General features: G+C 70.0%; 21 protein-coding genes and 4 pseudogenes. 10 read left to right on the top strand and 15 right to left on the bottom strand.

The features are described from left to right. From nuoN to QQK49_RS13045, 3 genes and pseudogenes are all read left to right on the top strand, one after another. Positions 1 to 1572: an NADH-quinone oxidoreductase subunit NuoN gene (nuoN, locus tag QQK49_RS13055; RefSeq protein ID WP_284304295.1), complete on the top strand. Its 1572-nt coding sequence runs from the start codon at positions 1 to 3 to the stop codon at positions 1570 to 1572. Next, positions 1569 to 2572 (top strand): annotated as a pseudogene (locus QQK49_RS13050) (polyprenyl synthetase family protein). The gene nuoN and the pseudogene QQK49_RS13050 overlap by 4 nt, the downstream one beginning before the upstream one ends. Positions 2573 to 2879: 307 nt before the next feature. Beyond that, positions 2880 to 3527, top strand: coding sequence for a TetR/AcrR family transcriptional regulator (locus tag QQK49_RS13045; protein WP_284304294.1), 648 nt, complete (start codon positions 2880 to 2882; stop codon positions 3525 to 3527). 96 nt (positions 3528 to 3623) lie between these two features. Here the strand turns inward: QQK49_RS13045 and QQK49_RS13040 are convergent, their stop codons facing one another. The 3 genes from QQK49_RS13040 to QQK49_RS13030 form a co-directional block, all read right to left on the bottom strand. After that, positions 3624 to 4454, bottom strand: a complete 831-nt coding sequence (locus tag QQK49_RS13040; RefSeq protein WP_284304293.1) for a sodium:solute symporter family protein — start codon at positions 4452 to 4454, stop codon at positions 3624 to 3626. Positions 4455 to 4652: 198 nt separating this feature from the next. Next, complete coding sequence (locus QQK49_RS13035) at positions 4653 to 4847, bottom strand: hypothetical protein (protein ID WP_284304292.1); 195 nt, start codon at positions 4845 to 4847, stop codon at positions 4653 to 4655. A gap of 24 nt (positions 4848 to 4871) precedes the next feature. Beyond that, complete coding sequence (locus QQK49_RS13030) at positions 4872 to 5477, bottom strand: TetR/AcrR family transcriptional regulator (RefSeq protein WP_284304291.1); 606 nt, start codon at positions 5475 to 5477, stop codon at positions 4872 to 4874. A 48-nt stretch (positions 5478 to 5525) separates the two neighbouring features. Between QQK49_RS13030 and QQK49_RS13025 the strand changes: the two are divergent. From QQK49_RS13025 to QQK49_RS13010, 4 genes and pseudogenes are all read left to right on the top strand, one after another. Further along, positions 5526 to 5810: pseudogene (locus QQK49_RS13025) on the top strand (biotin carboxylase N-terminal domain-containing protein); the annotation flags it as partial. Between the two features lie 236 nt (positions 5811 to 6046). Beyond that, positions 6047 to 7681: an ATP-binding protein gene (locus QQK49_RS13020; RefSeq protein ID WP_284304289.1), complete on the top strand. Its 1635-nt coding sequence runs from the start codon at positions 6047 to 6049 to the stop codon at positions 7679 to 7681. A gap of 210 nt (positions 7682 to 7891) precedes the next feature. Then, positions 7892 to 8773 carry a carboxyl transferase domain-containing protein gene (locus QQK49_RS13015; RefSeq protein ID WP_284304288.1) on the top strand — a complete coding sequence of 294 codons (882 nt, stop codon included), beginning with the start codon at positions 7892 to 7894 and terminating at the stop codon, positions 8771 to 8773. Beyond that, a complete protein-coding gene (locus QQK49_RS13010; RefSeq protein ID WP_284304287.1) occupies positions 8770 to 10488 on the top strand; it encodes an AMP-binding protein in 1719 nt (572 codons plus the stop codon). Before QQK49_RS13015 ends, QQK49_RS13010 begins: the two co-directional genes overlap by 4 nt. A 59-nt stretch (positions 10489 to 10547) precedes the next feature. Here QQK49_RS13010 and rarD read toward each other — a convergent pair whose 3' ends face one another. From rarD to QQK49_RS12995, 3 genes are read right to left on the bottom strand one after another with little or no spacing between them, the layout of a single operon-like run. Further along, complete coding sequence (gene rarD, locus QQK49_RS13005; RefSeq protein WP_284304285.1) at positions 10548 to 11495, bottom strand: EamA family transporter RarD; 948 nt, start codon at positions 11493 to 11495, stop codon at positions 10548 to 10550. Next, positions 11480 to 12547, bottom strand: a complete 1068-nt coding sequence (locus QQK49_RS13000; RefSeq protein WP_284304284.1) for a 2-oxoacid:ferredoxin oxidoreductase subunit beta — start codon at positions 12545 to 12547, stop codon at positions 11480 to 11482. Before QQK49_RS13000 ends, rarD begins: the two co-directional genes overlap by 16 nt. After that, positions 12544 to 14436 carry a 2-oxoacid:acceptor oxidoreductase subunit alpha gene (locus QQK49_RS12995; RefSeq protein WP_284304283.1) on the bottom strand — a complete coding sequence of 631 codons (1893 nt, stop codon included), beginning with the start codon at positions 14434 to 14436 and terminating at the stop codon, positions 12544 to 12546. The genes QQK49_RS13000 and QQK49_RS12995 overlap by 4 nt, the downstream gene beginning before the upstream one ends. A 411-nt stretch (positions 14437 to 14847) precedes the next feature. Between QQK49_RS12995 and htpX the strand changes: the two are divergent. Then, positions 14848 to 15731, top strand: a pseudogene (gene htpX / locus QQK49_RS12990) (zinc metalloprotease HtpX). Positions 15732 to 15828: 97 nt separating this feature from the next. Here htpX and QQK49_RS12985 read toward each other — a convergent pair. From QQK49_RS12985 to QQK49_RS12945, 9 genes and pseudogenes are all read right to left on the bottom strand, one after another. Further along, positions 15829 to 16970: pseudogene (locus QQK49_RS12985) on the bottom strand (glycerate kinase). Positions 16971 to 16979: 9 nt separating this feature from the next. Beyond that, positions 16980 to 18002: an asparaginase gene (locus QQK49_RS12980; protein WP_284304282.1), complete on the bottom strand. Its 1023-nt coding sequence runs from the start codon at positions 18000 to 18002 to the stop codon at positions 16980 to 16982. A 108-nt stretch (positions 18003 to 18110) separates the two neighbouring features. Next, complete coding sequence (locus QQK49_RS12975; RefSeq protein WP_284304281.1) at positions 18111 to 19244, bottom strand: aminotransferase class V-fold PLP-dependent enzyme; 1134 nt, start codon at positions 19242 to 19244, stop codon at positions 18111 to 18113. 61 nt (positions 19245 to 19305) lie between these two features. Next, positions 19306 to 19983: an MOSC domain-containing protein gene (locus QQK49_RS12970; protein WP_284304280.1), complete on the bottom strand. Its 678-nt coding sequence runs from the start codon at positions 19981 to 19983 to the stop codon at positions 19306 to 19308. Then, on the bottom strand, positions 19980 to 20390 hold the full coding sequence (locus tag QQK49_RS12965; RefSeq protein WP_284304279.1) for a hypothetical protein: 411 nt from the start codon (positions 20388 to 20390) through the stop codon (positions 19980 to 19982). The genes QQK49_RS12970 and QQK49_RS12965 overlap by 4 nt, the downstream gene beginning before the upstream one ends. Before the next feature lie 199 nt (positions 20391 to 20589). Further along, positions 20590 to 21282 carry an MFS transporter gene (locus tag QQK49_RS12960; protein ID WP_284304278.1) on the bottom strand — a complete coding sequence of 231 codons (693 nt, stop codon included), beginning with the start codon at positions 21280 to 21282 and terminating at the stop codon, positions 20590 to 20592. Between the two features lie 349 nt (positions 21283 to 21631). Further along, the gene (locus QQK49_RS12955; protein ID WP_284304277.1) at positions 21632 to 23374 is read right to left on the bottom strand and encodes an AMP-binding protein; all 1743 of its coding nucleotides are present in this window, start codon (positions 23372 to 23374) and stop codon (positions 21632 to 21634) included. 129 nt (positions 23375 to 23503) lie between these two features. Then, complete coding sequence (locus QQK49_RS12950) at positions 23504 to 24301, bottom strand: AEC family transporter (protein ID WP_284304276.1); 798 nt, start codon at positions 24299 to 24301, stop codon at positions 23504 to 23506. Next, positions 24256 to 24405 (bottom strand): hypothetical protein, encoded by a 150-nt coding sequence (locus tag QQK49_RS12945; RefSeq protein WP_284304275.1) that lies wholly within the window; start codon positions 24403 to 24405, stop codon positions 24256 to 24258. Before QQK49_RS12945 ends, QQK49_RS12950 begins: the two co-directional genes overlap by 46 nt. 223 nt (positions 24406 to 24628) lie before the next feature. Here QQK49_RS12945 and QQK49_RS12940 point away from each other — a divergent pair, with 223 nt between their 5' ends. Continuing rightward, the gene (locus QQK49_RS12940) at positions 24629 to 24829 is read left to right on the top strand and encodes a hypothetical protein (RefSeq protein WP_284304274.1); all 201 of its coding nucleotides are present in this window, start codon (positions 24629 to 24631) and stop codon (positions 24827 to 24829) included. 16 nt (positions 24830 to 24845) lie between these two features. Next, a complete protein-coding gene (locus QQK49_RS12935; protein WP_284304273.1) occupies positions 24846 to 26222 on the top strand; it encodes an amidase in 1377 nt (458 codons plus the stop codon). Positions 26223 to 26272: the final 50 nt, after the last annotated feature.

The raw sequence follows: 26272 nt of genomic DNA, 5'->3' as shown, positions 1-26272 counted from the left end.
ATGCCCGTGTCGGAGTTCGTTCCCGCCGACGTCAACGTCCTCGCGATCACGCCGGTCGTGATCGTGCTGGTGGGCGCGCTCATCGGAATCGTGGTCGAGGCGTTCGCGCCGAGGTCGGCGCGGCACGGTGTGCAGGTCGCCATCGCGGTCGTGAGCCTGGTGTCCGCGTTCCTCGTGCTGGCGCTCAGCATCACCGCCGTCGCCGGCCCGACGCTCGCCGGTGCCATCGTCATGGACGGCCCGAGCATCGCGCTCCAGTTGCTCATCCTCGTGCTGAGTCTCGTGGCGGTCCTCATCATCGCCGAGCGGTTCAAGGGCCGGCTGGCCGACGCGTTCACCCCCTCGGGTGCCTCCGTCCCCGGCTCCGCCCAGGAGGGGCTCGCCGAGCGGCTCGGGTCGACCACCGAGGTGTTCCCGCTCGTGCTCTTCTCCATCGCGGGCATGATGCTGTTCCCGGCGGCCGGTGACCTGCTGACGATGTTCGTCGCGCTGGAGTTGCTCTCGCTGCCGCTGTACGTGCTGACGGCCCTCGCGCGTCGCAAGCGTCTGCTCTCCCAGGAAGCGGCGCTGAAGTACTTCCTGCTCGGCTCGTTCGCGTCGGCGTTCTTCCTCTTCGGTGCCGCGCTGCTGTTCGGCTACTCGGGGTCGATGCAGTTCCGTCGCATCTCCGAGTCCATCGGCAACCAGCCGGGCATGGACCCGCTGCTCGTCATCGGGTGCGTCTCGGTGCTCGTCGGTCTGTTCTTCAAGATGGGCGCCGCGCCGTTCCACTCGTGGACGCCGGACGTCTACCAGGGCGCCCCGACGCCGATCACCGGCTTCATGGCGGCCTGCACCAAGGTCGCGGCGTTCGGCGCGATGCTGCGCGTGCTGTACACCGGCATCGACTCGGCCCGGTGGGACTGGATGATCGTCCTGTGGCTCGTCGCCGGTCTGACGATGGTCGTCGGCTCGGTCTTCTCGGTCACCCAGACCGACATCAAGCGGATGCTCGCCTACTCCTCGATCGCTCACGCCGGGTTCGTCCTCGTGGGTGTCGTGGCCTTCGACGTCACGGCCGTGGGTGCGGTCATCTTCTACCTCGCCGCGTATGGCTTCTCGACCTTGGCCGCGTTCGGCATCGTCATGCTGGTCCGGCGCAAGGACACCGGGGCCGAGGCCACCTCCATCGCCCAGTGGGCGGGCCTGGGCAAGCGGTCCCCGTTGGTGGCCGGTGTGTTCGCGTTCCTGCTCATGGCGTTCGCGGGCATCCCGCTCACGTCGGGATTCACCGCCAAGTTCGCGGTGTTCTCCACGGCGATCGCCCACGCCGGAATCCCCGGGGTGATCCTCGCGGTCCTCGGTGTGCCGTGCAGCGCGGTCACGGCGTACGTCTACTTCCGTGTGGTGCGGGTCATGTTCGCCGGCGACCCGGATGATGTCGGCGGCGAGAACGTGGGCGTGCTCACCCCGTCGGTCAGCACGGTCAGCGCCATCACCCTCAGCGTGGTCATGACCCTCCTGCTCGGTGTGTTCCCCGGCCCGCTCCTGGGGCTGATGTCCTCACCTGCTCTGTCGTTGTTCATCCGATGACGGCGCAGCCCACCGCGACGGCGCTGCCCGGACTCGATCCGGCGACGGCCGAGGCCCTCACCGAGGGTCTCGGCCGGGTCGAGCAGTTCCTGGCCGAGAGGGTGCGGCACGACGATCCGTTCATCGCCGAGGCGTCCGGGCACCTGCTCGCGGCCGGGGGCAAGCGGATCCGGCCGATGCTGACGCTCCTCGCCGCGCACGTGGGCGAGGGGACGAACGACCGGGTCGTGGCGGCTGCCGCGGCCGTCGAGCTGACGCATCTGGCCTCGCTCTACCACGACGACGTCATGGACGAGGCCGACCTGCGCCGCGGAGCGGTCTCGGCCAACGCCGCCTATGGCAACTCGACCGCGATCCTCGTGGGCGACCTGCTGTTCGGCAACGCCTCCGACGTGGTGGCCGACCTCGGTGCCGAGGCCGTCAAGATCCAGGCGCAGACGTTCATGCGTCTGTGCTCGGGCCAGATCCGCGACGACCGGCCGTGCCCCGAGGGGAGGACCCCGTCGAGTACTACATCGGTGCGCTGCGCGACAAGACGGGCGCGCTCATCGCGACCTCGGCGCGCTACGGCGCGATGTTCGGTGGCTGCGACGACGCCACCATCGCCCTGCTCCAGGAGTACGGGGAGTTGTTGGGTGTGGCCTTCCAGCTCGCCGACGACCTCCTCGACATCGACTCGCAGCCGGGCCTGTCGGGCAAGACGCCCGGGACCGATCTGCGGGAGGGCGTCGACACCCTTCCGATCCTGTTGCTCAGGCGCGATCCGCGGCCTGAGGACGCCCGTCTGCTGCAGCTGCTGGACGGCGACCTGTCCCGCGACGAGGACGGCGTCGCAGAGGCCCTCGAGCTGGTGCGCGCGCATCCGGCGATGGAGGAGGCCCGCGTGTACACGCGCCGTGTCGCGGCGAATGCGCAGGAGCAGCTCGCGCCGTTGGGGGAGGCTCCGGTCGCCCGGGCGCTGCGCCATCTCGCGGCGAGCGTCGTGGACCGTGTGGTCTGAACCTTCGGTGCCCCCGAAGCGGGCATTGCTCGGGCACGGCTATGCGGTGTTCGCGTTGATCCATGTGGGAATCCCTGATTCCCAGGCCGCTTCCAGCCGAATGGTTTTCACTGGGTGACGTGCGTGTTTCGGTCCGCTTCGGTCCGAGCCCGCCAGGGTGTTCGAACCCACCCGAATACGCGCTCACGTGGAAGTTGACGGAAAGCCGACAGTGTCGGATAAAGGTTCGATAACGCGAGGGTATGGGCAGGGTAAGACCCTCGCTGAGGGTGTCTGAGCGGAAAGCTTTGGCCCTACAGTGCTAGGTATGCCCAGAGTTCCAGCAGAGCGCCGCCGCGAGCAGCTGATGGAAGCGACGATCGATCTCGCGATCGAGGAGGGGTTGGCCGCTGCCTCGGTGCGCCGCATCGCCGAGCGTGCCAACGTCTCTCTCGGCGTCGTCCACTACTGCTTCAGCAGCAAGGAAGCGCTGATCAACGCGGTAGCAGAGTCGTTCCTCAACCCGATCCTCGGTCCGGTGGCCGAGGCCCTGGAGTCGGTGGCCGACGAGCCACTGCGAGTCAAGGTGCGTACCGGCATCCAGGCCTTCTGGGACACCACCATCGCCGACCCGGGTCGTCAGCTGCTCAGCTACGAGCTCGCCTCGTGGTCGGTCCGCGGCGACGGTGTGGCCGCCCGCACCTTGTACAAGACCTACCTCGACTTCATCGAGTCCTTCATCGTCGATGGCCTCGGTGTCCGTGGCACCGACGGCAACTCCACCCGCACCATCGCCCGCATGGTCCTCACGTTGACCGACGGCGCGATGCTCGCGTGGATGGTGGACCGCGACAGCGACATGACGAACGCCGTCGTCGAGAACTACCTCGACATGCTGCTGGCCTACGTCGAGGCGGCCATCAAGGACGGCCGTCTCGAGGTCACCGACCCCTCCTCGGCCCCTGCCGTGGTCTGAGCCGGTCCTCCCGATCGGGAGACACCTGAAAGCGCCACCGCCGACGGCGGTGGCGCTTTCATGTCCGAGCCGGGGTGATGGCCGTCTCGGTGTGGCTCAGCGGCGCGACCGCGCCTCCTCCGGTACCGCCGAGGGGACGGGCGCCGTCTCCGTCTCGGAGTGCGACGTCATGAGGCTGACGGCCACCGTGACCACGATGGACACCGGTAGGCCCACGAGCACCTCCGCCGACGTCGGCAGATCCATGACGAAGGCGATCGTGAAGGAGACGGCGCCGGCGAGGAGCCCGGCGGTGGCGCCGGCTCTGGTCGTCCGTGACCACCAGATGCCCAGCACCATCGGTGCGAAGAACGCCGAAGCCAGCAACGCCACCGCGCCGGTGTAGAGCACGATGAGCAGCTGGGGAGGATTGAGTGCGAGGATCATGCAGATCAGGCCGACGACGACCGTGGCCGCACTGGCCACCCGGAGGGTCGTGCGCTGACTGGCCTCGGGGCGGATGACCCCACGAAAGAGGTCGTGGGCGATGGCCGAATTGCAGGCCATGAGCAGCCCGGCGGTGGTCGACATGATCGCGGCGAGGACCGCCGCCGCCACGATGCCCTGTCCGAAGGTGTTGAAGACCGACGCGGTGAGGGTGAAGAACAGGCCGTCCGGGTCCTTCGACTCGTCGACGGTGAGGGTGGTCGCGGCCAGCGGGACGAGGACGAAGGCGGTCAGCAGCATCATGATCGAGTACAGGATCATCGCCATGTTCAGCGAGCTCCGGGCAGAAGCCACGTCGCGCGCCGAGTACACGCGCATGATGACGTGCGGCAGGACCGAGATGGCCGTCGCCCAGGTGATGAAGCCGCCCAGGATCGACCACGCCTCGCCCGGAGCGGTCGCCCGTCCGAGCTGCGGGTAGGTCTGAAGTGCCGTGGACATGCTGTCGCAGCGTCGTGCCCACCGAGGCGAGGACCGATCCACCGCTGGCCAGCGAGGCGAGGAAGGCCCAGGAGTTGACGAACGCGCCGATGTTGCGGTCGGCCACGAAGAACTCGTCGGTCGAGCTGTGGGCCCGGCGGTAGGCCAGGAACCCGATGACGGCGATGACGACGAAGTAGACGAGGACGACGGCGAGGATCATCGGCGATCACCTCGCGGCAGGAACAGCCCCATGGCGGGCGCTCCGAGCATGAGCAGCACCATGCACCAGACGAACGCGCTGAGCCCGCCGATGGTGATCGCGCGCACCGCCGGGAGCATCCCGATCACGAGCACGACGGCGATGGCCACGAGGAGGCCTGCTTCGGCCGGCTTCATGCGTTGGGTCTCCATCGACCCCTCCGTTCTGTCGGCAGCTCAGCTGCCGTCGTCGATTCCGATGAGACGGACGAACATGTCTCCGAGCTGGCTCGCGAGGAGTTCCCGACGATCGGGGTGCGCCTCGACGAGGTCTGCGTAGCGGGCGACCATCCCGACGGTGGCCTCGCCGATGGCCTGGGGATCGCTGGGGAGGTTCGCGTTCCCGTCGGCGACGACGCGTTCGAGGAACCGGCGTGTGCGCCCCGCCGCGTGCGCGTGGGTCTGCTCGAGCAGCGCGGCGATGTCGGGGTCGTTCAACGCTTGTTCCCGAACGACCACCAGGAGGCGGCGATCGGCCACGTACTGGTCGAGAGCGGCGGTCATCGATCGCCGGGCGACCTCGGCGTGGTCGTCGGGGTCGACGTCGGGCACCCGCTGTGCGGCGATGAGTCGCTCGTGGACCTTGGTGACCACCGAGCTGAACACGTCGCCCTTGCTCTCGAAGTACTGATAGAAGGTCGCCCTGCTGGTCCCGGCCTCACCGGTGATGTCGGCGACCGTCGTGCGCGCGTATCCGAGACGCGCGAACACCTTCTCGGCGCAGCGCAGAAGCCTGTTTCTCGTGTCGGCGCTGACCGGGCCCTTGGGTGGCGGCATCCCCATGGGGAGAGGGTGGTTGACACTGACGTCAGTGTCAACCACCCTCGCAGTATGAACGTCGTTGACTCTCCGGTCGTCGTGGTGGCCAACCGCGGCGAGATCGCCGTCCGCGTGTTGCGGGCCTCCCGTGACGAGGGACTGCGCGCGGTTCTGCTCGCCGAGGCCGGCGACGAGGTGACGCGGGCCCGGCGCATCGCCGACGACGTGGTGACTCTCGAGCGAGGGGTCTCATCGATCTACCTCGATGCGCCGCGACTCGTTGCCGCCGCACGAGAGGTCTCATCGGACAGGGTGCTGCTGCATCCCGGGTACGGCTATCTCAGCGAGGATCCCGCACTGCCGCGTGCCTGCGCCGAGGCCGGGGTGGAGTTCGTGGGCCCGAGCCCGGAGGCCCTGGCGTTGTTGGGCCACAAGGGCGCCACCCGGGAGCTGGCCGACGCGGTCGGCGCACCGACCCTGCGGGGGACGGGCGTCGACCCCGACGCCGAGCAGGTGTGCGGGCTCATCGCCGAGGTGTCCGGTCCCGTGGTGCTCAAGGCCGCCTCGGGGGAGGCGGCCGCGCCATCCGTGTCGTGCGGGAGGCAGCCGGAGTCGACGAGGCGTTGGCCGCCGTCCGCCGCGAGGCCGAACGCCTCGGGGGGTCGGTGGAGGTGTTCGCGGAGGAGTACCTCGAGCACGCTCGCCACATCGAGGTCCAGGTCGCGCGCGACCGCCACGGAACCGCGGTGACGCTCGGCGACCGCGACTGCTCGCTGCAGCGCCGTCATCAGAAGGTCGTCGAGTTCGCCCCCGCCGTGCTCGAGGATGCGGTCAGGGAGGGCATGCACGCCTCCGCCGTCGCCGTCGTGGACCGCGCAGAGCTCGTCGGCCTCGCCACGGTCGAGTACCTGTGGGCGCCGGGGTCGGGGCGATGGACGTTGCTCGAGGTCAACCCCCGCCTGCAGGTCGAGCACACGATCACCGAGGAGGTCACGGGAGCAGACCTGGTGCGTGGGCAGATCCGACTCGCCCTCGGGGAGGACGTCGCCGTGGCGGGGCTCGTCGCCGAGCCGGTCCCCGGGCGTCGCTCACTCCAGTGCCGGGTGACGGCCGAGGACGTCACGGCGACGGGGTGGGCTCCCGCCACGGGAATCGTGAGCGATCTGGTCCTGCCCTCCGGTGGAGGTACACGGGTCGACACCCACCTCACCGCCGGCACCGAGGTCACCGGCGACTACGACCCACTCCTGGCCAAGATCGTCGTCACCACGGACGGGGATCCGGCCGGGCTGCTCTCCCGTGCGCGGGCCGCCCTCGCGGAGACGTCGATCTCCGGTCTGCCGACGACGCTCCCGATCCTTCGGGCGATCCTGGCCTCCGTCCGCCTCGACGGCGACGACTACGACACCGGCCTTCTCGACCGCTCCCTCGCCGATCTGGTCGAGCTGGCGAAGGAACACGGAGACCCGTCCGACACCCGACCCGGGGCCGACGTCGACGCCGACCGTGGCGACACCGCGCGACTCGTCGAGCAGGGTTGGCTGGTGAGCCGGACCGGAGGCACGGTCACCGCGGTCGAGGTCGATGAGGGCCAGGACGTCGAGGCCGGTGGGCTCCTCGTCCTCGTCGAGGCGATGAAGATGGAGCAGCCGATCACCGCCACCGCACCGGGCCGGATCGTGGAGCTCGCGGTCGCCGTGGGGGACACCCTCAGGGCGGGCGACCCCGTGGTGCGTCTCGAACACGATGGCGACCACGACGGCGACGCCGGCGAGGGGCAGGACATCGACCCCGCCGACGTGCGGCCCGACCTCGCGGCGCTCCTCGAGCGGCGAGCGACGACCCGCGACGACGCACGGCCGAGCGCCGTCGAGAAGCGCCGCGCGCGCGGTCGTACCGCGCGGGAGAACGTCGCCGACCTATGCCGCGGGGGCGATCTCGTCGAGTACGGCACCCTGGCCATCGCCGCTCAGCGACGACGCCGCGACCACGGCGACCTCGTGGCGAAGACTCCCGGGGACGGCATGGTCGCCGGCCTCGCACGCCTGCTGGGGGAGGAGTTCGCCGACTCCTCACCGGAGGTGGCGGTGATCGCCTACGACTACACGGTCCTCGCAGGCACCCAGGGACAGATCAACCACGCGAAGACCGATCGGGTGCTCGAGCTGGCCGAGCGCCGCGGGTACCCGGTCGTGATCTTCGCCGAGGGGGCGGGGGCGCCCCGGTGACACCGACGGCAATGTCGTGACCGGCCTGACGGTCCCCACGTTCGCCACCATGGGTCGACTCTCGCAGAAGGTGCCCAGCATCGGCATCGCGCACGGGCGGTGCTTCGCGGGCAACGCGGCGCTCTTCGGTGCCTGCGAGATCAGGATCGCGACGGCCGACGCCAACATCGGCATGGGCGGGCCGGCGATGATCGAGGGGGCGGCCTCGGCGTGCACACGCCGGAGGAGATCGGTCCGGCGCCCGAGCAGGCACGCAACGGTGTCGTCCAGCTCCTCGTGGACGACGAGGAAGCGGCCGTCGAGGCCGCCCGGCGGATGCTCTCGTTCTTCTCCGCTCGCCGGCTCGAACCCGGCGAGGCCGCCGACCAGCGCCTCCTGCGCCAGGTGGTGCCGGAGAACCGCAAGCGCGTCTACGACGTCCGTCGCGCGATCGACGTGCTGGTCGACGCGGGCTCCTTCCTCGAGTTGTCGGCCGAGTACGCGCCCGGGATGGTCACCGGCCTGGCCCGTCTCGACGGACACGCCGTCGCCGTCGTCGCCAACGATCCCGCCCACCTCGGTGGGGCGATCGACGCCGACGAGGCGCGCTGTCTCCAGGACTTCCTCGGCCTCGTCGCCCGGCACGAGTTCCCGCTCGTCGTCCTGTGCGACACCCCGGGCTTCATGGTCGGCCCCGAGACCGAGCGCGCCGGCACGGTCCGTCTGTTCTCCGCCCTGTTCGGCGCGGGCGCCGCCGTGCGCACGCCCATCGTCCTCGTCGTGCTGCGCAAGGCCTACGGCCTGGGTGCCCAGGCCATGGCCGGTGGCAGTCTGCGTACGCCGGACCTCGTCCTGTGCTGGCCCACGGCCGAACTCGGGCCCATGGGGCTGGAAGGGGCGGTGCGGCTCGGTTTCCGCCGCGAACTCGACGAGCAGCCCGATCAGGAATCCCGCGACGCCCTCGAACGGCGTCTCATCGAGCAAGCCCACGAGCAGGCCAAAGCGGTGAATGCGGCGGAGGTGTTCGAGGTCGACGACGTCATCGACCCGGCCGACACACGTCAGCACATCGTGCAGATCATCTCGTCACCCGGATCAAGGAGAGATCAGTGAGCAACGACTACGACGCCCATGCCGCCGAGCTGCGGGAGATCCAGGCACGCCACCGCCCCGCAGGCGTCCCGGACGCGCCGGTCTACCCCCTGGGTGAGATCTCTCTGCCCGACCACGTGTCGACGTGGGCACAGCGACGTGCCGATCGCCCGGCCATCGTCTTCGACACCCTGACGCTCACCTACGCGGACCTGGACGAGAAGGTGAAGCGGGTCGCGGGTTGGTTGCAGGCCGCCGGCGTGACCCGGGGCGACCGGGTCGCCGTCCACCTGCCGAACTGCCCCCAGTTCGTCATCACGATGCTGGCGGTGCTGCGGGCCGGGGGCGTGCACGTGCCGGTGAACCCGATGTTCACGGCCGACGAGATCGCCTACGAACTCGGCGACAGCGGCGCGACGGTGCTGCTCACGGCCACGGAGCTGTGGTCCCAGGCGGACTCGGCGCTGGAACGGGGCGAGGAGGTCGCCGTCGAACAGGTGCTCATGACCTCGATCATGGAGATGGTGGGAGGCGCGGCCGAGATGCCCGACGGTGGGGGCCGGTCGATCACCCCCTTCGCCACCGCGCTGGAGCACGAGCCCACCGACGGGGTGACTCCCGACCTGGATGCTCTGGCCGCCCTCAACTACACGGGTGGCACGACCGGGATGCCCAAGGGCTGCGAACACAGCCAGCGACACATGCTCTACACGGCGGCCTCCACGGCCACCGCGACCGAGGAGAGCGCGGACACCGACTTCGTCGCCCTGTGCTACCTGCCGATCTTCTGGATCGCCGGCGAGGACCTCGGGATCCTCCTCCCCGTCGTTCTCGGTGGCACCAGCGTGCTCATGGTGCGGTGGGACGCCGACACCGCGCTCACGCAGATCGAGCGCCACAAGGTGACGACGATGGTGGGCACGGTCGAGAACTACCTCGAGATGGCCTCCCGCGAGGACATCTCGACGCGCGACCTCTCCTCGCTCGAGCGTCCGATGGCGGTGTCCTTCGTGAGGAAGATGGACCCGGAGGTGCGTCGACGCTGGGTGGAGGCGGTGGGCGAGCACAGCGTCCTGCGCGAGGCCTCCTACGGCATGACCGAGACCCACACCATGGACACCACTCCGCACGGGTTCCAGGCCGACGACGCCGACCTGCACGAGGAGCCCGTCTTCACCGGACTGCCCGTACCGGGCACCGACATCCTCGTCGTGGACTGGCAGGACGGGCACGTCCTTCCTCTCGGCGAGGCGGGGGAGATCGTCGTCCGCAGCCCGTCGGTGACGACCGGCTACTGGCGCAAGCCGGAGGCGACGGCCGAGCAGCTGCGGGACGGGTGGTTGCACACGGGGGACAACGGTCGGATCGACGAGCGGGGTCGGCTGCACTTCCTCGGCCGCGCCAAGGAGATGATCAAGGTCAAGGGGATGAGCGTGTTCCCGGCCGAGCTGGAGATGGTCATCGCGCGGCACCCCTCGGTCGGTTCGTGTGCCGTGGTGCCGGCGACGGACCCGGCGAACGGCCAGCGTCCGGTCGCCTTCGTCACCGCGGCTCCCGGGGCGACGGTGGAGGTCGCCGACCTCGAGGCGCACGTGCGGGCATCGCTGGCGTCGTACAAGGTTCCCGAGCTCATCGTGCTCGAGGAGTTCCCCATGACCGCGACCGGCAAGATCCGCAAGGTCGAGCTCGGGGAGCAGGCCCAGCGCGCCGTGGACGAGAGCCGGTCAGCGGGGTGAACCGGGCCTGAGCGTGCGTGGCTCTGGGCGGTCGCCGGCCCGCGGTGCTCGGCCGGTGGTCACAGCCGGCTGCGGGGTGGGACGGCGCGTCGAGCTCGTACGGAGTCGGCCATGAGCACGGCCAGCGCCACCCACACGATGGCGAAGCCGATCCAGCGTGCCGGGGTCATGTGCTCGCCGAGCAGCAGGCCGGTGATGAACTGCAGCACCGGCGCGATGAACTGGAGCAGGCCCAGGGTCACCAGCGGGATGCGGTTGGCCGCCATGGCGAACAGCAGCAGCGGGATCGCGGTGAAGACGCCGCTGGAGGCGAGCAGGGCGAAGTGGACCGGCCCCTGGGAGAACGCCGTCTCCCCGCCTGTCATCGACAGCCAGACGATCACTCCGAGCGCCGCTGGGGCGAGCACCGCCGTCTCTGCGGTGAGGCCCTGCAGCGCTCCGAGGCCGACCCCCATCTTCTTCTTGACGAGTCCGTAGAAGCCGAACGAGAAGGCCAGGGCGAACGCGATCCACGGCACCGTCCCACCCGTCGCGGCCAGGAACAGGCCGCCTGAGGCCCCGATGACCAGAGCCACGAACTGCAGCCGCCGCAACCGTTCACCGAGGAGCAGCAGCCCCAGGGCGACGCTGACGATGGGATTGAGGAAGTAGCCCAGGGCCGCCTCGGTGACCCGGTCGGTGGTGACCGCGACGAGGTAGACCACCCAGTTGATCGCGATGAGGATCCCCGCCAGCACCATGCCGAGGTGCTGGCGGAGCGGTCGCCGCCACGTGGGGAACGGGCGACGCAGCACCAGCAGCACCAGGACGCACAGCACCAACGACCACAGGATGCGATGCGCGAGGATCTCCCACGCACCCGAGGGCGCGAGCAGCCTGAAGTAGAGGGGCATCGTGCCCCAGATCAGATACGCCGAGAACCCGTAGAGGACGCCACGCCGGGCGGCCGTCGCACTCGCGGCCTCCGCGCCGGTCTCGGGTGCGGGAGGGTCTAGGCGACCGTCCACGTGTCCTTGCCGGCCAGCAGCCCGGCGATGTCCTCGTCGTCGACGGCACCACCGTTGTCGGCCACGGCCGAGGCCACCTGGCCCCGGACGAGGTCGTCGTAGGTGGGGTGGGAGACCCGCCGGAAGATACCGAGCGGCACGTGCTCACCGTCGAGCTGGGCGAGGCCGAACGCGGAGGTCGGGTCCTCGCGGGTGGCGTCGTGGACGAGGATCCGCTTCTCGTCGGCTCCGCGCGCACCGACGACCTCGAGGCCGCCGGCCGGGTCGCGGACGACGACGTGGTGGTCGCCGGCCCGCACGGGCTGGCCCTGCTCCAGACGCAGGATGCGGGCCTCGGCCTTCTCCTTGTCCTTGAGCATCTCGAAGGCGCCGTCGTTGAAGATCGGGCAGTTCTGGTAGATCTCCACCAACGCGGCGCCCCGGTGCTCGGCCGCAGCCTTGAGGGTGGCGGTGAGGTGCGTGCGGTCGGAGTCCATCGTGCGCGCCACGAACGTGGCTCCCGCGCCCAGCGCCAGGGCGACGGGGTTGAAGACGGGATCGACCGACCCGGCAGGGCTGGACTTGGTGACCAGGCCCGGCGCGGAGGTGGGGGAGTACTGCCCCTTCGTCAGGCCGTAGATGCGGTTGTTGAACAACAGGATCGTCAGGTTGACGTTACGTCGCAGGGCGTGGATGAGGTGGTTGCCGCCGATGGACAACGCATCGCCGTCGCCCGTGACGACCCACACCGACAGGTCCGGACGCGAGACGGCGAGACCGGTCGCGATCGACGGGGCACGGCCGTGCACCGAGTGCATCCCGTAGGTGTCGAGGTAGTACGGAAACCGCGAGCTGCAGCCGATGCCGGAGACGAACACGATGTTCTCGCGCCGCAGACCCAGGGTCGGCAGGAACGACTGGACGCCCGCGAGGACGGCGTAGTCGCCGCACCCCGGGCACCAACGGACCTCCTGGTCGGAGGTGTAGTCCTTCTTGTTCTCCGGCGGGGCGCCCTCGGGGCGGCGGGGGATGCCGTGCAGGCCGCTGGTGGGCATGCCGAGATCGATGGTCATGATCCGTCCTCCTCGGAGGCGTCAGCGACCGCGGCGGCCAGCACCTCGACGAGTTCGGTCGAGGTGAAGGGGAGGCCACGGACAGCGGTGTAGGACTGGATGTCGACGAGGAACCGGCCGCGCAGCAGCAGCGCCAACTGGCCGAGGTTCATCTCCGGGACGACGACACGCGAGTACGCGCGCAGCACCTCGGCGGTGTTGCGCGGCATGGGGTTGAGGTGGCGCAGGTGGGCCTGGGCGATCGGGATGCCGGAACCCCGCAGAGAGCGGACCGCGGCGCTGATCGGGCCGTAGGTCGACCCCCACCCGAGCACGAGCACGTCGGCGTCGCCGTTCGGGTCGTCGACCTCGAGGTCACCGATCGTGTCGGCGATCCGCTCGATCTTCGCGGCGCGCAGACGCACCATGCGGTCGTGGTTGTCGGGGTCGTAGCTGATGTTGCCGGTGCCGTCGGCCTTCTCGATGCCGCCGATGCGGTGCTCGAGGCCCGGGGTGCCGGGGATCGCCCACGGCCGGGCGAGGGTCTCCTCGTCGCGGATGAAGGGGTGGAACACCGGGTTGCCCTTGGCATCCACCGAATTGGGCTCGGAGGCGAACTCCACGTCGATCGTGGGCAGGTCGGCGACGTCCGGGATGCGCCACGGCTCGGAGCCGTTGGCCAGGTACCCGTCGGACAGGATGAGCACCGGCGTGCGATACGTCGTCGCGATGCGCACGGCCTCGATGGCCGTGTCGAAGCACCCCGACGGGGAGCTCGGAGCGATGACCGCCACCGGCGACTCACCGTTGCGGCCGAACATCGCCTGCAACAGGTCGGCCTGCTCGGTCTTGGTGGGCAGACCCGTCGACGGCCCGCCACGCTGCACGTCCACGACGACCAGCGGCAACTCGGTGGAGACACCCAGGCCGATGATCTCGGACTTGAGCGCCAAACCCGGGCCGGAGGTCGTCGTCACGCCCAGCGCACCCGCGAACGAGGCGCCCAGGGCCACACCGACACCGGCGATCTCGTCCTCGGCCTGCACCGTCGTCACGCCGTACCGCTTGAGCCCGGCGAGGGTATGCAGGATGTCCGAGGCCGGAGTGATGGGGTAACTGCCCAGCACCAGCGGCAACGTGCTGCGATGCGCCGCCGTGACCAGGCCGTAGGCGGTGGCCGTGTTGCCCGTGATGTTGCGGTACCGGCCCGGAGGCATCGGCGCCGGCGCGATCTCGTAACTGACCGCGAAATCCTCGGTCGTCTCGCCGTAGTGGTAACCCGCGTCCAGAGCCGTCAGGTTGGCCGACAGGATCTCCGCCTTCTTGGCGAACTTCGCCCGCACGAACGCCTTCGTCCCCTCCACCGGCCGCGTGTACAACCACGACAATAGACCCAGGGCGAACATGTTCTTCGCCCGCTCCTTCTCCTTACGGGTCAGATCGAAGTCCGCCAACGCCGTCAACGTCATCGACGTCAACGGCAACGAGTGCACATGCCACGACTCGAGCGAGCCGTCCTCCAACGGATTCTCCGTGTACCCGACCTTCGCCAGAGCACGCTTCGCGAACGCATCCGAATCCGCGATGATCACGCCACCCCGCGGCAGGTCGCGCAGGTTCGCCGCCAACGCGGCAGGATTCATCGCCACCAACACGTCCGGAGAATCACCCGGCGTGAGGATGTCGTGATCGGCGAAATGAAGCTGAAAACTCGACACACCCGGCAACGTCCCCTGAGGAGCGCGAATCTCCGCCGGAAAGTTCGGCAGAGTCGACAGATCATTACCCAGCGCAGCCGTCGCGCTGGTGAACCTGTCGCCGGTCAGCTGCATACCGTCACCGGAATCACCGGCGAAGCGGATCACGACCCGCTGCAGCTTCTCGACGGTCTTGGACGTGGCAGTGGACACGATGGAACTTCCGTCTCTTGGGATCGGCGCGGAGGGATCGCGGCGCCGCGTCCCGCCATCCTAGTAGGGGCAAGTGAGGTCTGCCTTCTCACGGGGGCTCCTACGCACGGGGGCTCCGCCCCCGTGTGCCCCCGGAACTGCATCGACGCGGCTTCGCCGCGGCCTTCTTCTGTTCCGCCCGTTCAGGCTCGCTTCGCTCGCGAACGGGCGGGCCTCGCTGCCGCTCGGCGACCGGTGCGTGCCCACCGAGCGCCGCGCGTCGTCGGGGCCGGTGCTCGAGCTCGTGCGCCCCCGGAACTGCTTGGACGCGGCTTCGCCGCGGCGTTCCTTTCTGTTCCGCCCGTTCAAGCTCGCTCGCTCGCGAACGGGCGGGCCGGGAACGGTCTTCTGATGTTCTGCGTTGCACCTGACATGCATCGGCACTACAACGGGTTCAAGACCGCACTTCTGTTCGGCGCGATCTTCGGGCTGCTCCTCGCGCTCGGCGCGATGATCCAAGGGGGCGGTTCATCTGGCTGTTCGCGCTCATCGGGCTGGCCACCACCGCCTACGGGTACTGGAACAGCGACAAGATCGCCATCCGCGCCATGCGCGCCCGGCCCGTCACCGAGGCCGAAGCGCCCGCGATGTACCGCATCGTGCGCGAACTCTCCGAGAAGGCGCAGCAGCCGATGCCGCGCCTCTACGTCTCACCCACCCAGGCGCCCAACGCGTTCGCCACCGGCCGCAACCCGCAGAACTCCGCGGTCTGCTGCACCGAGGGCATCCTGCGGCTCCTCGACGAACGTGAGTTGCGCGGCGTGCTCGGACACGAACTCATGCACGTCTACAACCGCGACATCCTCACCTCGTCCGTGGCCGCGGCCATCGCCGGCGTGATCACCAGCGTCGCGCAGATGCTCATGTTCACCAACATGTTCTCCGGCAACAGCGAGGACCGCCCCAACCCGATCGCCATGATCGCCCTGTCGCTGCTCGCGCCCCTGGCCGCCGGCGTCATCCAGATGGCCATCAGCCGCACCCGCGAATACGACGCCGACGAAGACGGCGCCAAGCTCACCGGAGACCCCCTGGCGCTCGCCTCCGCCCTCCGCAAACTCGAACAGGGCGTGCGGGAGGCTCCGCTGGAGCCCGAGCAGAAGGTCGTCAACTCCTCCCACCTGATGATCGCCAACCCGTTCCGCGCCGGCGACGTCTCCAACCTCTTCTCCACCCACCCGCCCATGGCCCAGCGCATCGGCCGCCTCGAGAACATGGCGCAAGGCGGCATGGGCACCGGGATGGAACGCTACTGACCGCGCACACGCACCCACTCCCACCTCGGACAGCAGGGGAAGTCCGAGACAGTGGCGCAGGACCGGCTGTCTCGGCGTCACCCACTGTCTCAGCTGCTCATGATGCGGTGAGTTCGGCGCGTGCGACGTCGCTCGCGAGGCGGCGCAGCAGCGGGCCGGCCTGTTCCATGCAGGTGCGTTCGTCGGACTCGAGGTCGGTGAGCCGGTAGATCCGCTCGAAGCCGGCGTCCTGCGCCTCCGCGTCCGACAACAGCGCGCGACCGCACACCGCGACGATCGGCACACCCGCACCTCGGGCCGCCCGGGCGACGCCGGCCGGCGCCTTGCCGAGCAGCGTCTGCAGGTCGATCGAGCCCTCTCCGGTGACGACCAGCCGTGCGCCGCGCAGGTGCTCGTCGAAGTGGTTGAGGTCGAGCACGATCTCGATGCCCGGGCGCATCCTCGCCCCGAGGACGGCCAGCGCCGCCCACCCCACGCCACCGGCCGCGCCGGCGCCCGGCTCACCCGCCACGTCCTGACCCGTCGCCTCCGCCACCAGCGAGGAGAGGCGCGCCAGCCCGGCATCCAGGTGAGCGACGTCCTCGGCGCTCGCGCCCTTCTGCGGACCGAAGATCGCGGCCGCGCCCTTCTCTCCCAACAGGGGGTTGTCGACGTCACAGGCCACGGTCACCGAGGTCTCGGCGAGAGCGGGGTGCACGCCAGAGAGGTCGATGCGCGCGAGGTCGGTGAGCGCGCCGCCGCCGGGTGGGAGGTGGTCACCGTTCTCGTCGAGGAACCGCGCCCCCAGCGCGGTGAGCATGCCCGCGCCGCCGTCGGTGCTGGCGCTGCCGCCGATGCCGATGACGAGCTCGCGTGCGCCTGCCTCCAGTGCTGCGGCGATGACCTCACCGAGCCCGGCGCTGGAGGCGTCCAAGGGCGCCGCTCGCCGCCGGGCAGACGGATCAGCCCGCAGGCGTCGGCCATCTCGACGACGGCGGTGTCACCGCGTCGCACGTAGCGGGTGGCGACCGGTTCACCCGTCGGCCCCGAGCAGGTGACCGGCACCGGCTCGAACCCGGCGACCTCCGCGGCATCGAGGGTGCCGTCGCCCCCGTCGGCGATGACGACCGACCTGACCTCGACACCGGGCGCACCCTCGCGCAGGCCCGTCTCCAGGTTCTCGATGACCTCCAGCGCCGTGAGCGAACCCTTGAACTTGTCGCAGGCGACGAGCACGTGGCCTGCAGGGGTGTCGGTCATGGAGTCTCCTCAGTGGGTGTCGAACAGGGTCTGGAGCTCGGCGGTCTCGGCGGTGGCTGTGAGCGCCAGGGCGAGCAGGACGCGGGCCTTGTGCGGGGGCAGATCCCCACCGCAGACCCAGTCGTGCTCGTCGTCGCTCACCGACCCGTTGCGCGTGGTCAGGCCGGAGCCGACACGTGAGGTGCGCACGATCGCGATGCCGGCTTGTCGCGCCGCATCGAGCAGGGCCGCGACCGTGGCCGAGACGTTGCCTCCGCCCGGTCCCGCGTGGACGATTCCCGCTGCGCCGGAGTCGATGACGGCCAGGACGATGGACGGGGTCATCTCCGGGTGGGTGAGGAGGACCTCGACCGCCGGCATGGTGGCGGGAAGATCGCCGACGCGGAAAGCGCTGGTGGCGCCGAAGTTCCGCGCCGGTCGTGCCCCGATGACCACCTGTCCGTCGAGGACGTGTCCGAGGGGCCCGTGGAGCGATTCGAAGGCGTCGAGACGCCCCGCATGCCGCTTCGTGATGTCCCGCGCGCCGTGGATCTGCCCCCCGAACACGACGACCGTGCCGAGTCCGCGGGCCAGTGGGTGCGCGGCGACGGTGACGGCGTCGGCGAGGTTGGCCGGGCCGTCGGCACCGGGGTCGTCGGCCGGACGCATGGCGCCGGTGAGTACGACGGGTACCTCGGTGTCCAGGAGGAGGTGCAGGACGTAGGCCGTCTCCTCCATGGAGTCGGTGCCGTGGGTGACCACCACGCCGTCGGGCCGGTCGGTGCCGCCGAGCACCTCGTCCAGGCGGCGCGCAAGGCTCAGCCTGTGGTCGAGGGTGAGGTCGACCGAGTCGAGTGAGAACAGTTGCTCGACCTGCAGCTCGACGCGATCGGCGAGACCGGGGACGGCTGCGGTGAGGTCCTCCACCGACAGGACACCCGCCTGGTAGTGCTGGGTGTCCGTCGCGGCGGACGACCCGGCGATCGTCCCTCCGGTGCCGACGATGAGGATCCGCGCGCGACCTCCTGCTGTCGGAGGACTCTCGATCTGCATGGGTTCATCCTGCCCGAACAGCCGACGCCCTGTTCGTCTCTCCGCCGGATCCCGGGTCGGTGCGCCTCTCCGCAGCATTGTCCGGTCGGTGTCACCGCTGCGGAAGAGTCACTCGTCTCTGATGCGGTCGAGCACGGCGGCCAGACGCGAGACGGTGCCCTCGGTGTCGCCGAGCTTGTCGAGGCCGAAGAGCCCGAGGCGGAACGTGGAGAAGCCCTCGGGTTCGTCGCACATGAGGGGCACGCCGGCCGCGGCCTGCATGCCGTGCCGGGCGAACGCCGCGCCGCTCTTGACCTCGGGATCGTCGGTATAGGCGACGACCACACTGGGGGAGGCGAATTCGGGCGCGGCCACCGACGGGAACCGGTACTCGTCCAGCAGGGCGCGCACCTTGCCGCCGAGCTCGGTCTGGGCGGCGCGCATCTCGGGCAGCCCGCGCTCGCGGGTCTCCCGCATCGCCGCGGCGACGCCGGCGAGCGCGTCGGTGGGCATCGTCGCGTGGTATGCGGCCTTGCCCTGGGCGTAGCCCTCGGTGATGTCCAGCCACTTGCGCAGGTCGAGCGCGAAGCTCGTCGTGGTGGCGTCGACGACGGCCTGACGGGCGCGTTCGCCCAGCATGACGAAGCCGGCGCACGGAGTTCCGCTCCAGCCCTTCTGCGGCGCGCTGACCAGCAGGTCGATCCCGAGCTCGCGCATGTCGACCCAGATGGCTCCCGAGGCGATGCAGTCGAGGACGAACATGCCCCCGGCCTCGTGGGTGGCGTCGGCCACGGCCCGCAGGTAGTCGTCCGGCAGGATCATGCCGGAGGCCGTCTCGACGTGCGCCGCGAACACGAGTTCGGGGCGCTGCTCTCGGATCGTCGCCGTGAGCTCCTCGATCGGCACGGGTGACCACGGCGCCTGCGGCTCACCGCTCGCCGGACGCGCCTTGCAGACGGTGACGTCGTCGGTGATGCGCCCCGTCTCGAAGATCTGCGACCAGCGGTAGGAGAAGAATCCGTTGCGGACGACGAGGCAGCGCCGTCCGGTGGCGAGTTGGCGCGCCAGCGCCTCCATCGCGTACGTACCGCCGCCGGGCACCAGCGCCACCGTGTCGGCGGAGTACGTGGTCTTGAGGGTGTCGTCCATCTCCTGCATCACACCGATGAACCGGCGCGACATGTGGTTGAGCGCGCGGTCGGTGAACACCACGGAGTACTCGAGCAGGCCGTCGGGATCGATGTCGTCGTGGGGGAGCTTCATGCCACCGAGACTAATTCTGCGAGCCGGGGTTGTCAGGGCCAGGTGGACCAGCGTCCGGATCTCACCTCAGCCGCGAGCTCCAGTCCTCGACCGAGCCGCGCGCCAGTCGCTTGGCGAACGTCTCGCGCCAGTTGCTCGACAGCGTCGGGACGGCGACGGCGGCCTCCCACTCCGCCGGTCCCGTCGTGCGGTCGAACAGCGCGCGCAGGACCCGGTCGAGCGGCCAGGAGGGTTCGGGTCGGTCGACGAGTTCGAAGGTGTCCCCGGCCTCGATCGTGCCGGGGTCCAGCACCCGGTAGTACCAACCGGTGCACCGCAGTTCCTGCATGTGGCGCGCCGTGCCGCGGCGCCCGAGCCGGATGTCCAGCTTCCAGCACGGCTGGCGGCCTTGACTGACCTGCAGCACGGCCGTGCCGAGGCCGAGCACGTCACCGATGCAGACGTCGCCCTCCGTGAGTCCCGTGGTCGAGATGTTCTCCCCGAACGCTCCGGGTGCCTCGAGCGCGGCGGCGTCCGGGACCCACCGACGCCAGGTGTCGTAGTGATCCCGGGCGTAGTGGTGGATCGCCTTCTCCGGACCGCCGTGGTGCTTGGGGTCGCCCTGCTCGTCGCCGCGGAGCCCGGTCGGCGTCACCTCCACCGGCCCGACGCGGGGAGACTTGGCGATCCCGGTGTCTCCCCGCCCGTCCGGCAGGGGGGTCGCGCGCCCGGTGAGGACCGACTCGACCGTGATCTTCATGGGTTCTCCCGACGACGGCTGCGGATCTTGCGGCGGAGTGCGGTGTGCAACGGGTCGAGGTGGACTCCCTCGTCGTGCAGAGTGGCCCGCGTGGCGCGCCGGGTGGACAGCACACCCCAGACGCCGAGGGCGATCATCGGCACCTGCACCGCCATCGCGAGACGGAACGCCATGAACGGCGAGGCCCCGAACACCCCTTGGGCGACGTCGACGACGATCCCGATCAGCATGATCGCGAGCAACGCACCCCCGAATCCGCCCATGATGACGAGGCCGTTGGCGGTGCCCAGGCGATAGGCCGGGTTGAACGTGCGGGCGAAGTCGAAGCCGATGGACGACCCGGGGCCGCCGATGGCCAGCCCGAGGGCCAGCACGGCCAGCGCCCACAAGGGGCGGGGCCCGGCCACAGGAGGACGAGCAACCACGGCAGGGTCGTGACGGTGACGACCGCGAACACGAGATTGCTCCGCCTGTACGGGAATCGCTGGGTCAGGCTGCCGATCAGCGGGGCGCAGGGCAGGGAGGCGATGACGTGGAGGGTCAGCAGGCCGCTGGCCTCGGCGGGCGTCCGTCCCTCGCCGGTGACGAGGAAGGGCACGCCCCACATCATCGCGAACGTGACGGGCGCGAAGCACGACACGTAGTGCGTCCAGATGCCGAGGCGGGTGCCGGGGGTGCTCCAGGTCTCCTTGACGAGTTCGACGAACCGGCCGGGGGCGATGCCGGCGTCGACCGGGGAGGTACCCGGGGGCCGTTGCGGATGACGAGGAACCCGATCACCCCGATCACCCCGGCCACGATCGCCGCGCCGGTGAAGGTGCCGGACCAGCCCACGGTGTGCAGAGCGAAGGCGAAGGGGAGGGCGGAGGCGATCTGCCCGCTCTGGCCCAGCAGGCCGGTGGCCTGGGTGATGATCGGCACCCGTCTGGGCTCGAACCACGCGGGGACCAGCCGGATCACACTGCCGAACGTCATCGCGTCGCCGGAGCCGACGAGGATCCGCGCGATCAACCCCTCGGGCACCGAGTCGGCCGAGGCCATCACCACCTGACCCATGACCATGACGGCCGCACCGACCGAGACCAGCGCACGGGTGCCGAACCGGTCGAGCAACACCCCGACGGGCACCTGAAGCCCGGCATAGACGACGAGCTGCACGACCACGAACGTCGACACCAGCCCCGCAGACGTGGAGAACCGTTCAGCGGCATCGACCCCCGCCACCCCGAACGTCGTCCGCTGGAACACCGCCGAGGCATACACGAGGACCCCGACACCCCAGACGATGAACGCTCGCACGGATCCAGTGTTCACCACGCATGGGGCTCCGCACTCACGGGGGCTTCGCCCCGTGCGCCCCCGGAACTGCGTTGACGCGGCTTCGCCGCGGCGACCTTTCGTTCCGTCCGTTCAAGCCTCGCTGCCGCTCGGCGAACGGACGGGCCTCGCTGACGCTCGGCGGCCCGTGCCCGTGCCCGAGCCGACCGATCGCGCTCGCGCGCAGGCGGGCCCGTCGCCTCGCGCCAGCGAGGCACGTCCGTTCGCGAGCGAAGCGAGCCTGAACGGGCGGAACAGAAGGAACGCCGCGGCGAAGCCGCGTCGATGCAGTACCGGGGGAAACACGGGGCGGAGCCCCCGTGCGTGCGTCTTACTTGTCTGCCCCTGCTGACTTCAGTTCGGCGAAGTCGCTGTCGCGGTATTCGCCTTCGGGGCGGCCGTCGCCGCCGGCGAGTTGCTCCTCACGCTGGCGGAGTTCGACGCGGCGGATCTTGCCCGAGATGGTCTTGGGCAGTTCGCCGAACTCGAGGCGGCGGATGCGTTGGAACGGCGCCAGGCCCTCGCGGCAGTGCTTGAGGATCTGGAACGCCGTGTCTTCGTCGGCCTCCCACCCCGAGGCGAGCACCACGTAGGCCTTCGGCACGGCCAGACGCACCTCGTCGGGCGCGGGCACGACGGCCGCCTCCGCCACCGCGGGGTGTTCGATGAGCACCGACTCCAGCTCGAACGGGCTCACCTTGTAGTCGCTGGCCTTGAACACGTCGTCGGTGCGGCCGACGAACGTGATCGCCCCCCGCTCGTCACGCATCGCGATGTCACCCGTGTGGTAGTACCCGCCGGCCATGGAGTCCGCCGCGCGCTCAGGATCGCCCTGGTAGCCGGCCATGAGGTTGACGGGCTTCTTGCTGAGGTCGAGGCACAGCTCGCCCTCGGTCTCGGTCGGCTCGCCCGTGACCGGGTCGACCAGTACCGACGGCACGCCCGGCAACGGACGTCCCATGGAGCCGGGGATGACGGGCTGACCAGGGGTGTTGCCGATCTGCACCGTCGTCTCGGTCTGCCCGAACCCGTCACGGATCGTCAGGTCCCAGTGCTTCTGGACCTGCTCGATGACCTCCGGGTTGAGCGGCTCGCCCGCGCCGATGACCTCCCGCAGCGAGCCCCGCTTGCCGGCGAGGTCGGCCTGGATGAGCATCCGCCACACCGTCGGCGGCGCGCAGAACGTCGTCACGCCCGCGCGGTCCATCTGCGCGAGCAGAGCGGCGGCGTCGAAGCGCGCGTAGTTGTACTCGAAGATGCACGCCTGCGCGATCCACGGCGCGAAGAAGCAACTCCAGGCGTGCTTGGCCCAGCCCGGTGAGGCGATGGTCAGGTGCACGTCGCCCGGCTGCTGCCCGATCCAGTACATCGTCACCAGGTGCCCGACGGGGTAGCTGACCTGCGTGTGCATGACGAGCTTGGGCTTGCTGGTGGTTCCCGAGGTGAAGTACAGCAGCAGCGGGTCCTCGGCGTCGGTCTGCGCCTCCAGCGCCGGCGCGGAGTCGCGCTCCTGCGCCTGGCGGATGTCGTGCCAGTTCTCGCCGGCGTCACCGACGCTGAACAGCATCACGGCGGGCGACCCGTCACCGGAGTCCTCCGTGGCCCAGTACATCTTTCCGGCCTCGTCGGCGTTGGCGATGATCCCCCGTGCGCCGGCGCGGGCGATGCGCTCCTTGAGGTCGGCGGCGCCGAGGGCCGTGGTCGTCGGGGCGATGACGGCGCCGATCTTCATGATCGCGAGCATGGAGTCCCACAGCTCGACCTGGTTGTCGAGCATGACGAGCACGGGGTCGCCCTTGCCGATGCCCTTCTCGGTGAACCACTGCGCGAGCTTGTCCGACCGGGCCGCCATGTCGTCGAAGGAGTACGTGTCCTCGCGGCCGTCCTCCTCGACGATCCACAGCGCCGGCTTGTCGTTGCCGCGGGCGATGACGTCGAACCAGTCGATGGCCCAGTTGAACCGGCCCGTGATCCGGGGCCATTCGAACCCCGCACAGGCGGCCTCGTAGTCCTCGCGGTGCTCCAGGAGGAAGTCCCTCGCCGCCTTGTAGCTCTCGTGCGCAGTCGTCGTCATGTCAGGTGTCTAGCAGCCGGACGGGCCTGAGAGCAGGGGCGGGCGTGTGGCATTCGCCGGGCGCGACACCTCACGCGGCGAACGGCATCACGTAGCACTCGGCAGCCGAGGACCCCGTGCGTGCGGGCGTCAGCCGGTGATCGACGGGAGCAGGGAGATGAGGACCACGAGGATCGGGATCGACAGGAACGTCGAGGCGACGACGGAGCTGGCGACGGTGTCGGAGTCGGCGCCGTACTCGCGCGCGAGCATGAGGTTGTTGACGGCGATCGGCATCGCGGCGGCGAGGATGAGGCTGGCCAGGCCGAGGCCGTCGAGTCCGACGAGAAGGCCCGCGCCGACGGCCAACGCCGGGACGACGACGGCGCGCAGCGCGACCGCGGCGATCACCGGGGGAGTGCGGTGGATCTTCCCGCTCGTGCCCATCTGGACGCCGAGTTGGATGAGCACCAGGGGGATCGCGGCCTGACCCAGGAGCGCGATCCCGCTCTCGAGCCCGCCCGGCAGCCTGAGGTCGAAGGCCCGCAACAGCCCGGCCGCGACCAACGCCCACGTCACCGGCAGGCGCAGGACGGTCGTGAGCCCGCCGACGATCCCGCCGGAGGAGCCGAACAGCAGAGGGCCGACGGTGAACATGACCACCAGCGACAGCACGAAGATGACGACGGCCATCTCCAGGCCCGCGTCGCCGAGCGCCAGGAGGGCGATGGGGAGCCCGAAGTTGCCGTTGTTCCCGATGATCGTGCAGGCCGTCACCGACCGGCGGGTCGACACCGGCCAGCGCAGCGTGACGAGCCAGGAGATCGCGGCCGCCAGCACCGTCATCACGAGATAGGCGATGACGATCCGCGTGCCGACCTGTGCGCTGATCTGCGTCTTCATCATGCTGTCGAACGCCAGCGCAGGGGTGAAGCCGTACAGGCCCACCTTGCTGAGGGTGTCGATCTCCAGGGGAGCTTGCGCCCCAACACGACCCCGACGCCGGCGACGACGATGACGGGGAGGATGACGTCGGTCAGCGCGGTGAACACCCGGACACTTTAGAGGCGGGGTCTCCGGGGCGAGAACTCGCGTGGGGAGTCTTCTCACAAGCCTGGACGCCGAGCGGGGTCGGGCCCCCTCCGGGCGGATTCGGGGAGCGACCAACCGTCCGCCGCGTCTTCGGGCCGGTTCGGTCGTCCGAGGGGCGTCCACCTCTGGCCGAACTCCCGAACCGATGCCACGGTGGACGGATTCGGACCCCAGGAGGTTGTCATGACGTTCTCCCCACGCCCGCCGCTGACCGCAGAACCCTTTGCCGCTCTGACCGCGAACGCCAGGCTCGAGTTGGCGCCGGAACGCACCGAACAGGTGGCCGCCATGGTCGATCTGGCCAACGGCCTGATGGACTCCCTCGACCGGATCCCGCTGGGCGAGCTCCCGCCGGCGAGCGCCTTCGATGCGAGGTGGGAGTGACATGCACCCCTACGAGATGACCGCTCTTCAGGCGGGCGCGGCGATCCGGGCCAGGGAGTTGTCCCCGGTCGAACTTCTCGACTCGGTCCTCGCGCGCATCGAGGCCGTCGATGACCGCGTGGGTGCGTTCGTCACCGTGACCGAGGACTTTGCGCGAGAGGCCGCGCAGCGAGCGGCCGATGAGATCGCCCAGGGGCACGACCGAGGCCCTCTGCACGGCGTCACGGTCGGCGTCAAGGACCTGGTCGACACGGCGGGAATCCGCACGACCTCCAGCTCGCGGACCATGGCCGACAACGTCCCGACCTGCGATGCCGCTGTGGTCGAACGGCTGGCCGAGGCCGGCGCGGTGATGGTGGGCAAGACGCACACTCACGAGTTCGCCTTCGGGGTCATCACGCCCACGACCCGCAACCCGTGGAACCTCGACCACATCCCCGGTGGGTCCAGCGGTGGTTCGGGCGCGGCGCTCGCAGCCGGCATGTGCCACCTGGCGATCGGGACCGACACCGGCGGTTCGATCCGGATTCCGGCCTCCGTCAACGGTGTCGTGGGCCTGAAGCCGACCTACGGTCGCGTGTCACGGCGGGGGATCGCATCCCTGAGCTGGGCCCTCGATCACGTCGGCCCCATGGCCCGGACCGTTGCCGATGCGGCTGCCATGCTCCAGGCGCTGGCGGGTTACGACCGCAGCGACCCGGGGAGCCGAGATGTCCCGGCGGCCGACTACGCGGCCACACTGGGCGAGGGAGTTGCCGGCATGCGCCTGGGGCTGCCGCGCACCTACTTCTTCGACAACGTCGACCCCGCCGTCGAGGCGGCGGTGCGGGCAGCCGCGGACCGCCTGGCCGAGGCGGGGGCGGAAGTCGTGGAGGTCGATGTCCCTGTCCCCGAGGCCTACATGCCGACGGAGTACATGATCTTCCTGTCGGAGGCGAGCGCCTACCACCAGACCCGTATCCGGGAGCAGGCCGAGGACTTCGAACCCGACGTGCGTCTGCTGCTGGAGGCGGGGGAGATGCTGCTGGCGACCGACTACATCAAGGCGCTGCGCGTGCGCACCCTGATCCAGAACGGTTGGCGGGACCTCTTCGAGCGGCCGCTCGACGCCGTGCTCGCCCCGACCCTGCCCAACGTGGCGGCCAAGGTGGGCCAGAAGGAGTTCACCCACGGTGAGGCCGAGGCGATCATCGACTCCTACGTGCGGCTCAGCGCGCCGGGCAACCTCACGGGCCTCCCGGCGCTGTCGGTGCCATGTGGGTTCGACGGGCAGGGCCTGCCGATCGGACTGCAGGTCCTGGGCCGCCCGTTCGACGAGGCGACGGTGCTCCGCGTGGGTGCCGCCTGGGAGTCGATCAACCCCGATGCCGGGCAGATGCCGAACCTCATCTGACGGGTCGTCTCCACGAAGCGAACGGGCCCGCCCCGACCTCGAGGAGGGGC

The sequence above is a fragment of the Mobilicoccus caccae genome (genome assembly GCF_030161635.1).
Classification (GTDB): domain Bacteria; phylum Actinomycetota; class Actinomycetes; order Actinomycetales; family Dermatophilaceae; genus Mobilicoccus; species Mobilicoccus caccae.
This window is presented reverse-complemented; position numbering and strand designations above follow the sequence as displayed.

Bases quoted from the DNA above. Each gene is read 5' to 3' on its own strand.
- QQK49_RS13035 (WP_284304292.1), bottom strand. From the start codon at position 4,847: ATGGAGACCCAACGCATGAAGCCGGCCGAAGCAGGCCTCCTCGTGGCC.
- QQK49_RS13000 (WP_284304284.1), bottom strand. From the start codon at position 12,547: ATGACCATCGATCTCGGCATGCCCACCAGCGGCCTGCACGGCATCCCC.
- QQK49_RS13045 (WP_284304294.1), top strand. From the start codon at position 2,880: ATGCCCAGAGTTCCAGCAGAGCGCCGCCGCGAGCAGCTGATGGAAGCG.
- nuoN (WP_284304295.1), top strand. From the start codon at position 1: ATGCCCGTGTCGGAGTTCGTTCCCGCCGACGTCAACGTCCTCGCGATC.
- QQK49_RS12955 (WP_284304277.1), bottom strand. From the start codon at position 23,374: ATGACGACGACTGCGCACGAGAGCTACAAGGCGGCGAGGGACTTCCTC.
- QQK49_RS12935 (WP_284304273.1), top strand. From the start codon at position 24,846: ATGACCGCTCTTCAGGCGGGCGCGGCGATCCGGGCCAGGGAGTTGTCC.
- QQK49_RS13030 (WP_284304291.1), bottom strand. From the start codon at position 5,477: ATGGGGATGCCGCCACCCAAGGGCCCGGTCAGCGCCGACACGAGAAAC.
- QQK49_RS12975 (WP_284304281.1), bottom strand. From the start codon at position 19,244: ATGAAGCTCCCCCACGACGACATCGATCCCGACGGCCTGCTCGAGTAC.
- QQK49_RS13040 (WP_284304293.1), bottom strand. From the start codon at position 4,454: ATGTCCACGGCACTTCAGACCTACCCGCAGCTCGGACGGGCGACCGCT.
- QQK49_RS12940 (WP_284304274.1), top strand. From the start codon at position 24,629: ATGACGTTCTCCCCACGCCCGCCGCTGACCGCAGAACCCTTTGCCGCT.
- QQK49_RS12970 (WP_284304280.1), bottom strand. From the start codon at position 19,983: ATGAAGATCACGGTCGAGTCGGTCCTCACCGGGCGCGCGACCCCCCTG.
- QQK49_RS12980 (WP_284304282.1), bottom strand. From the start codon at position 18,002: ATGCAGATCGAGAGTCCTCCGACAGCAGGAGGTCGCGCGCGGATCCTC.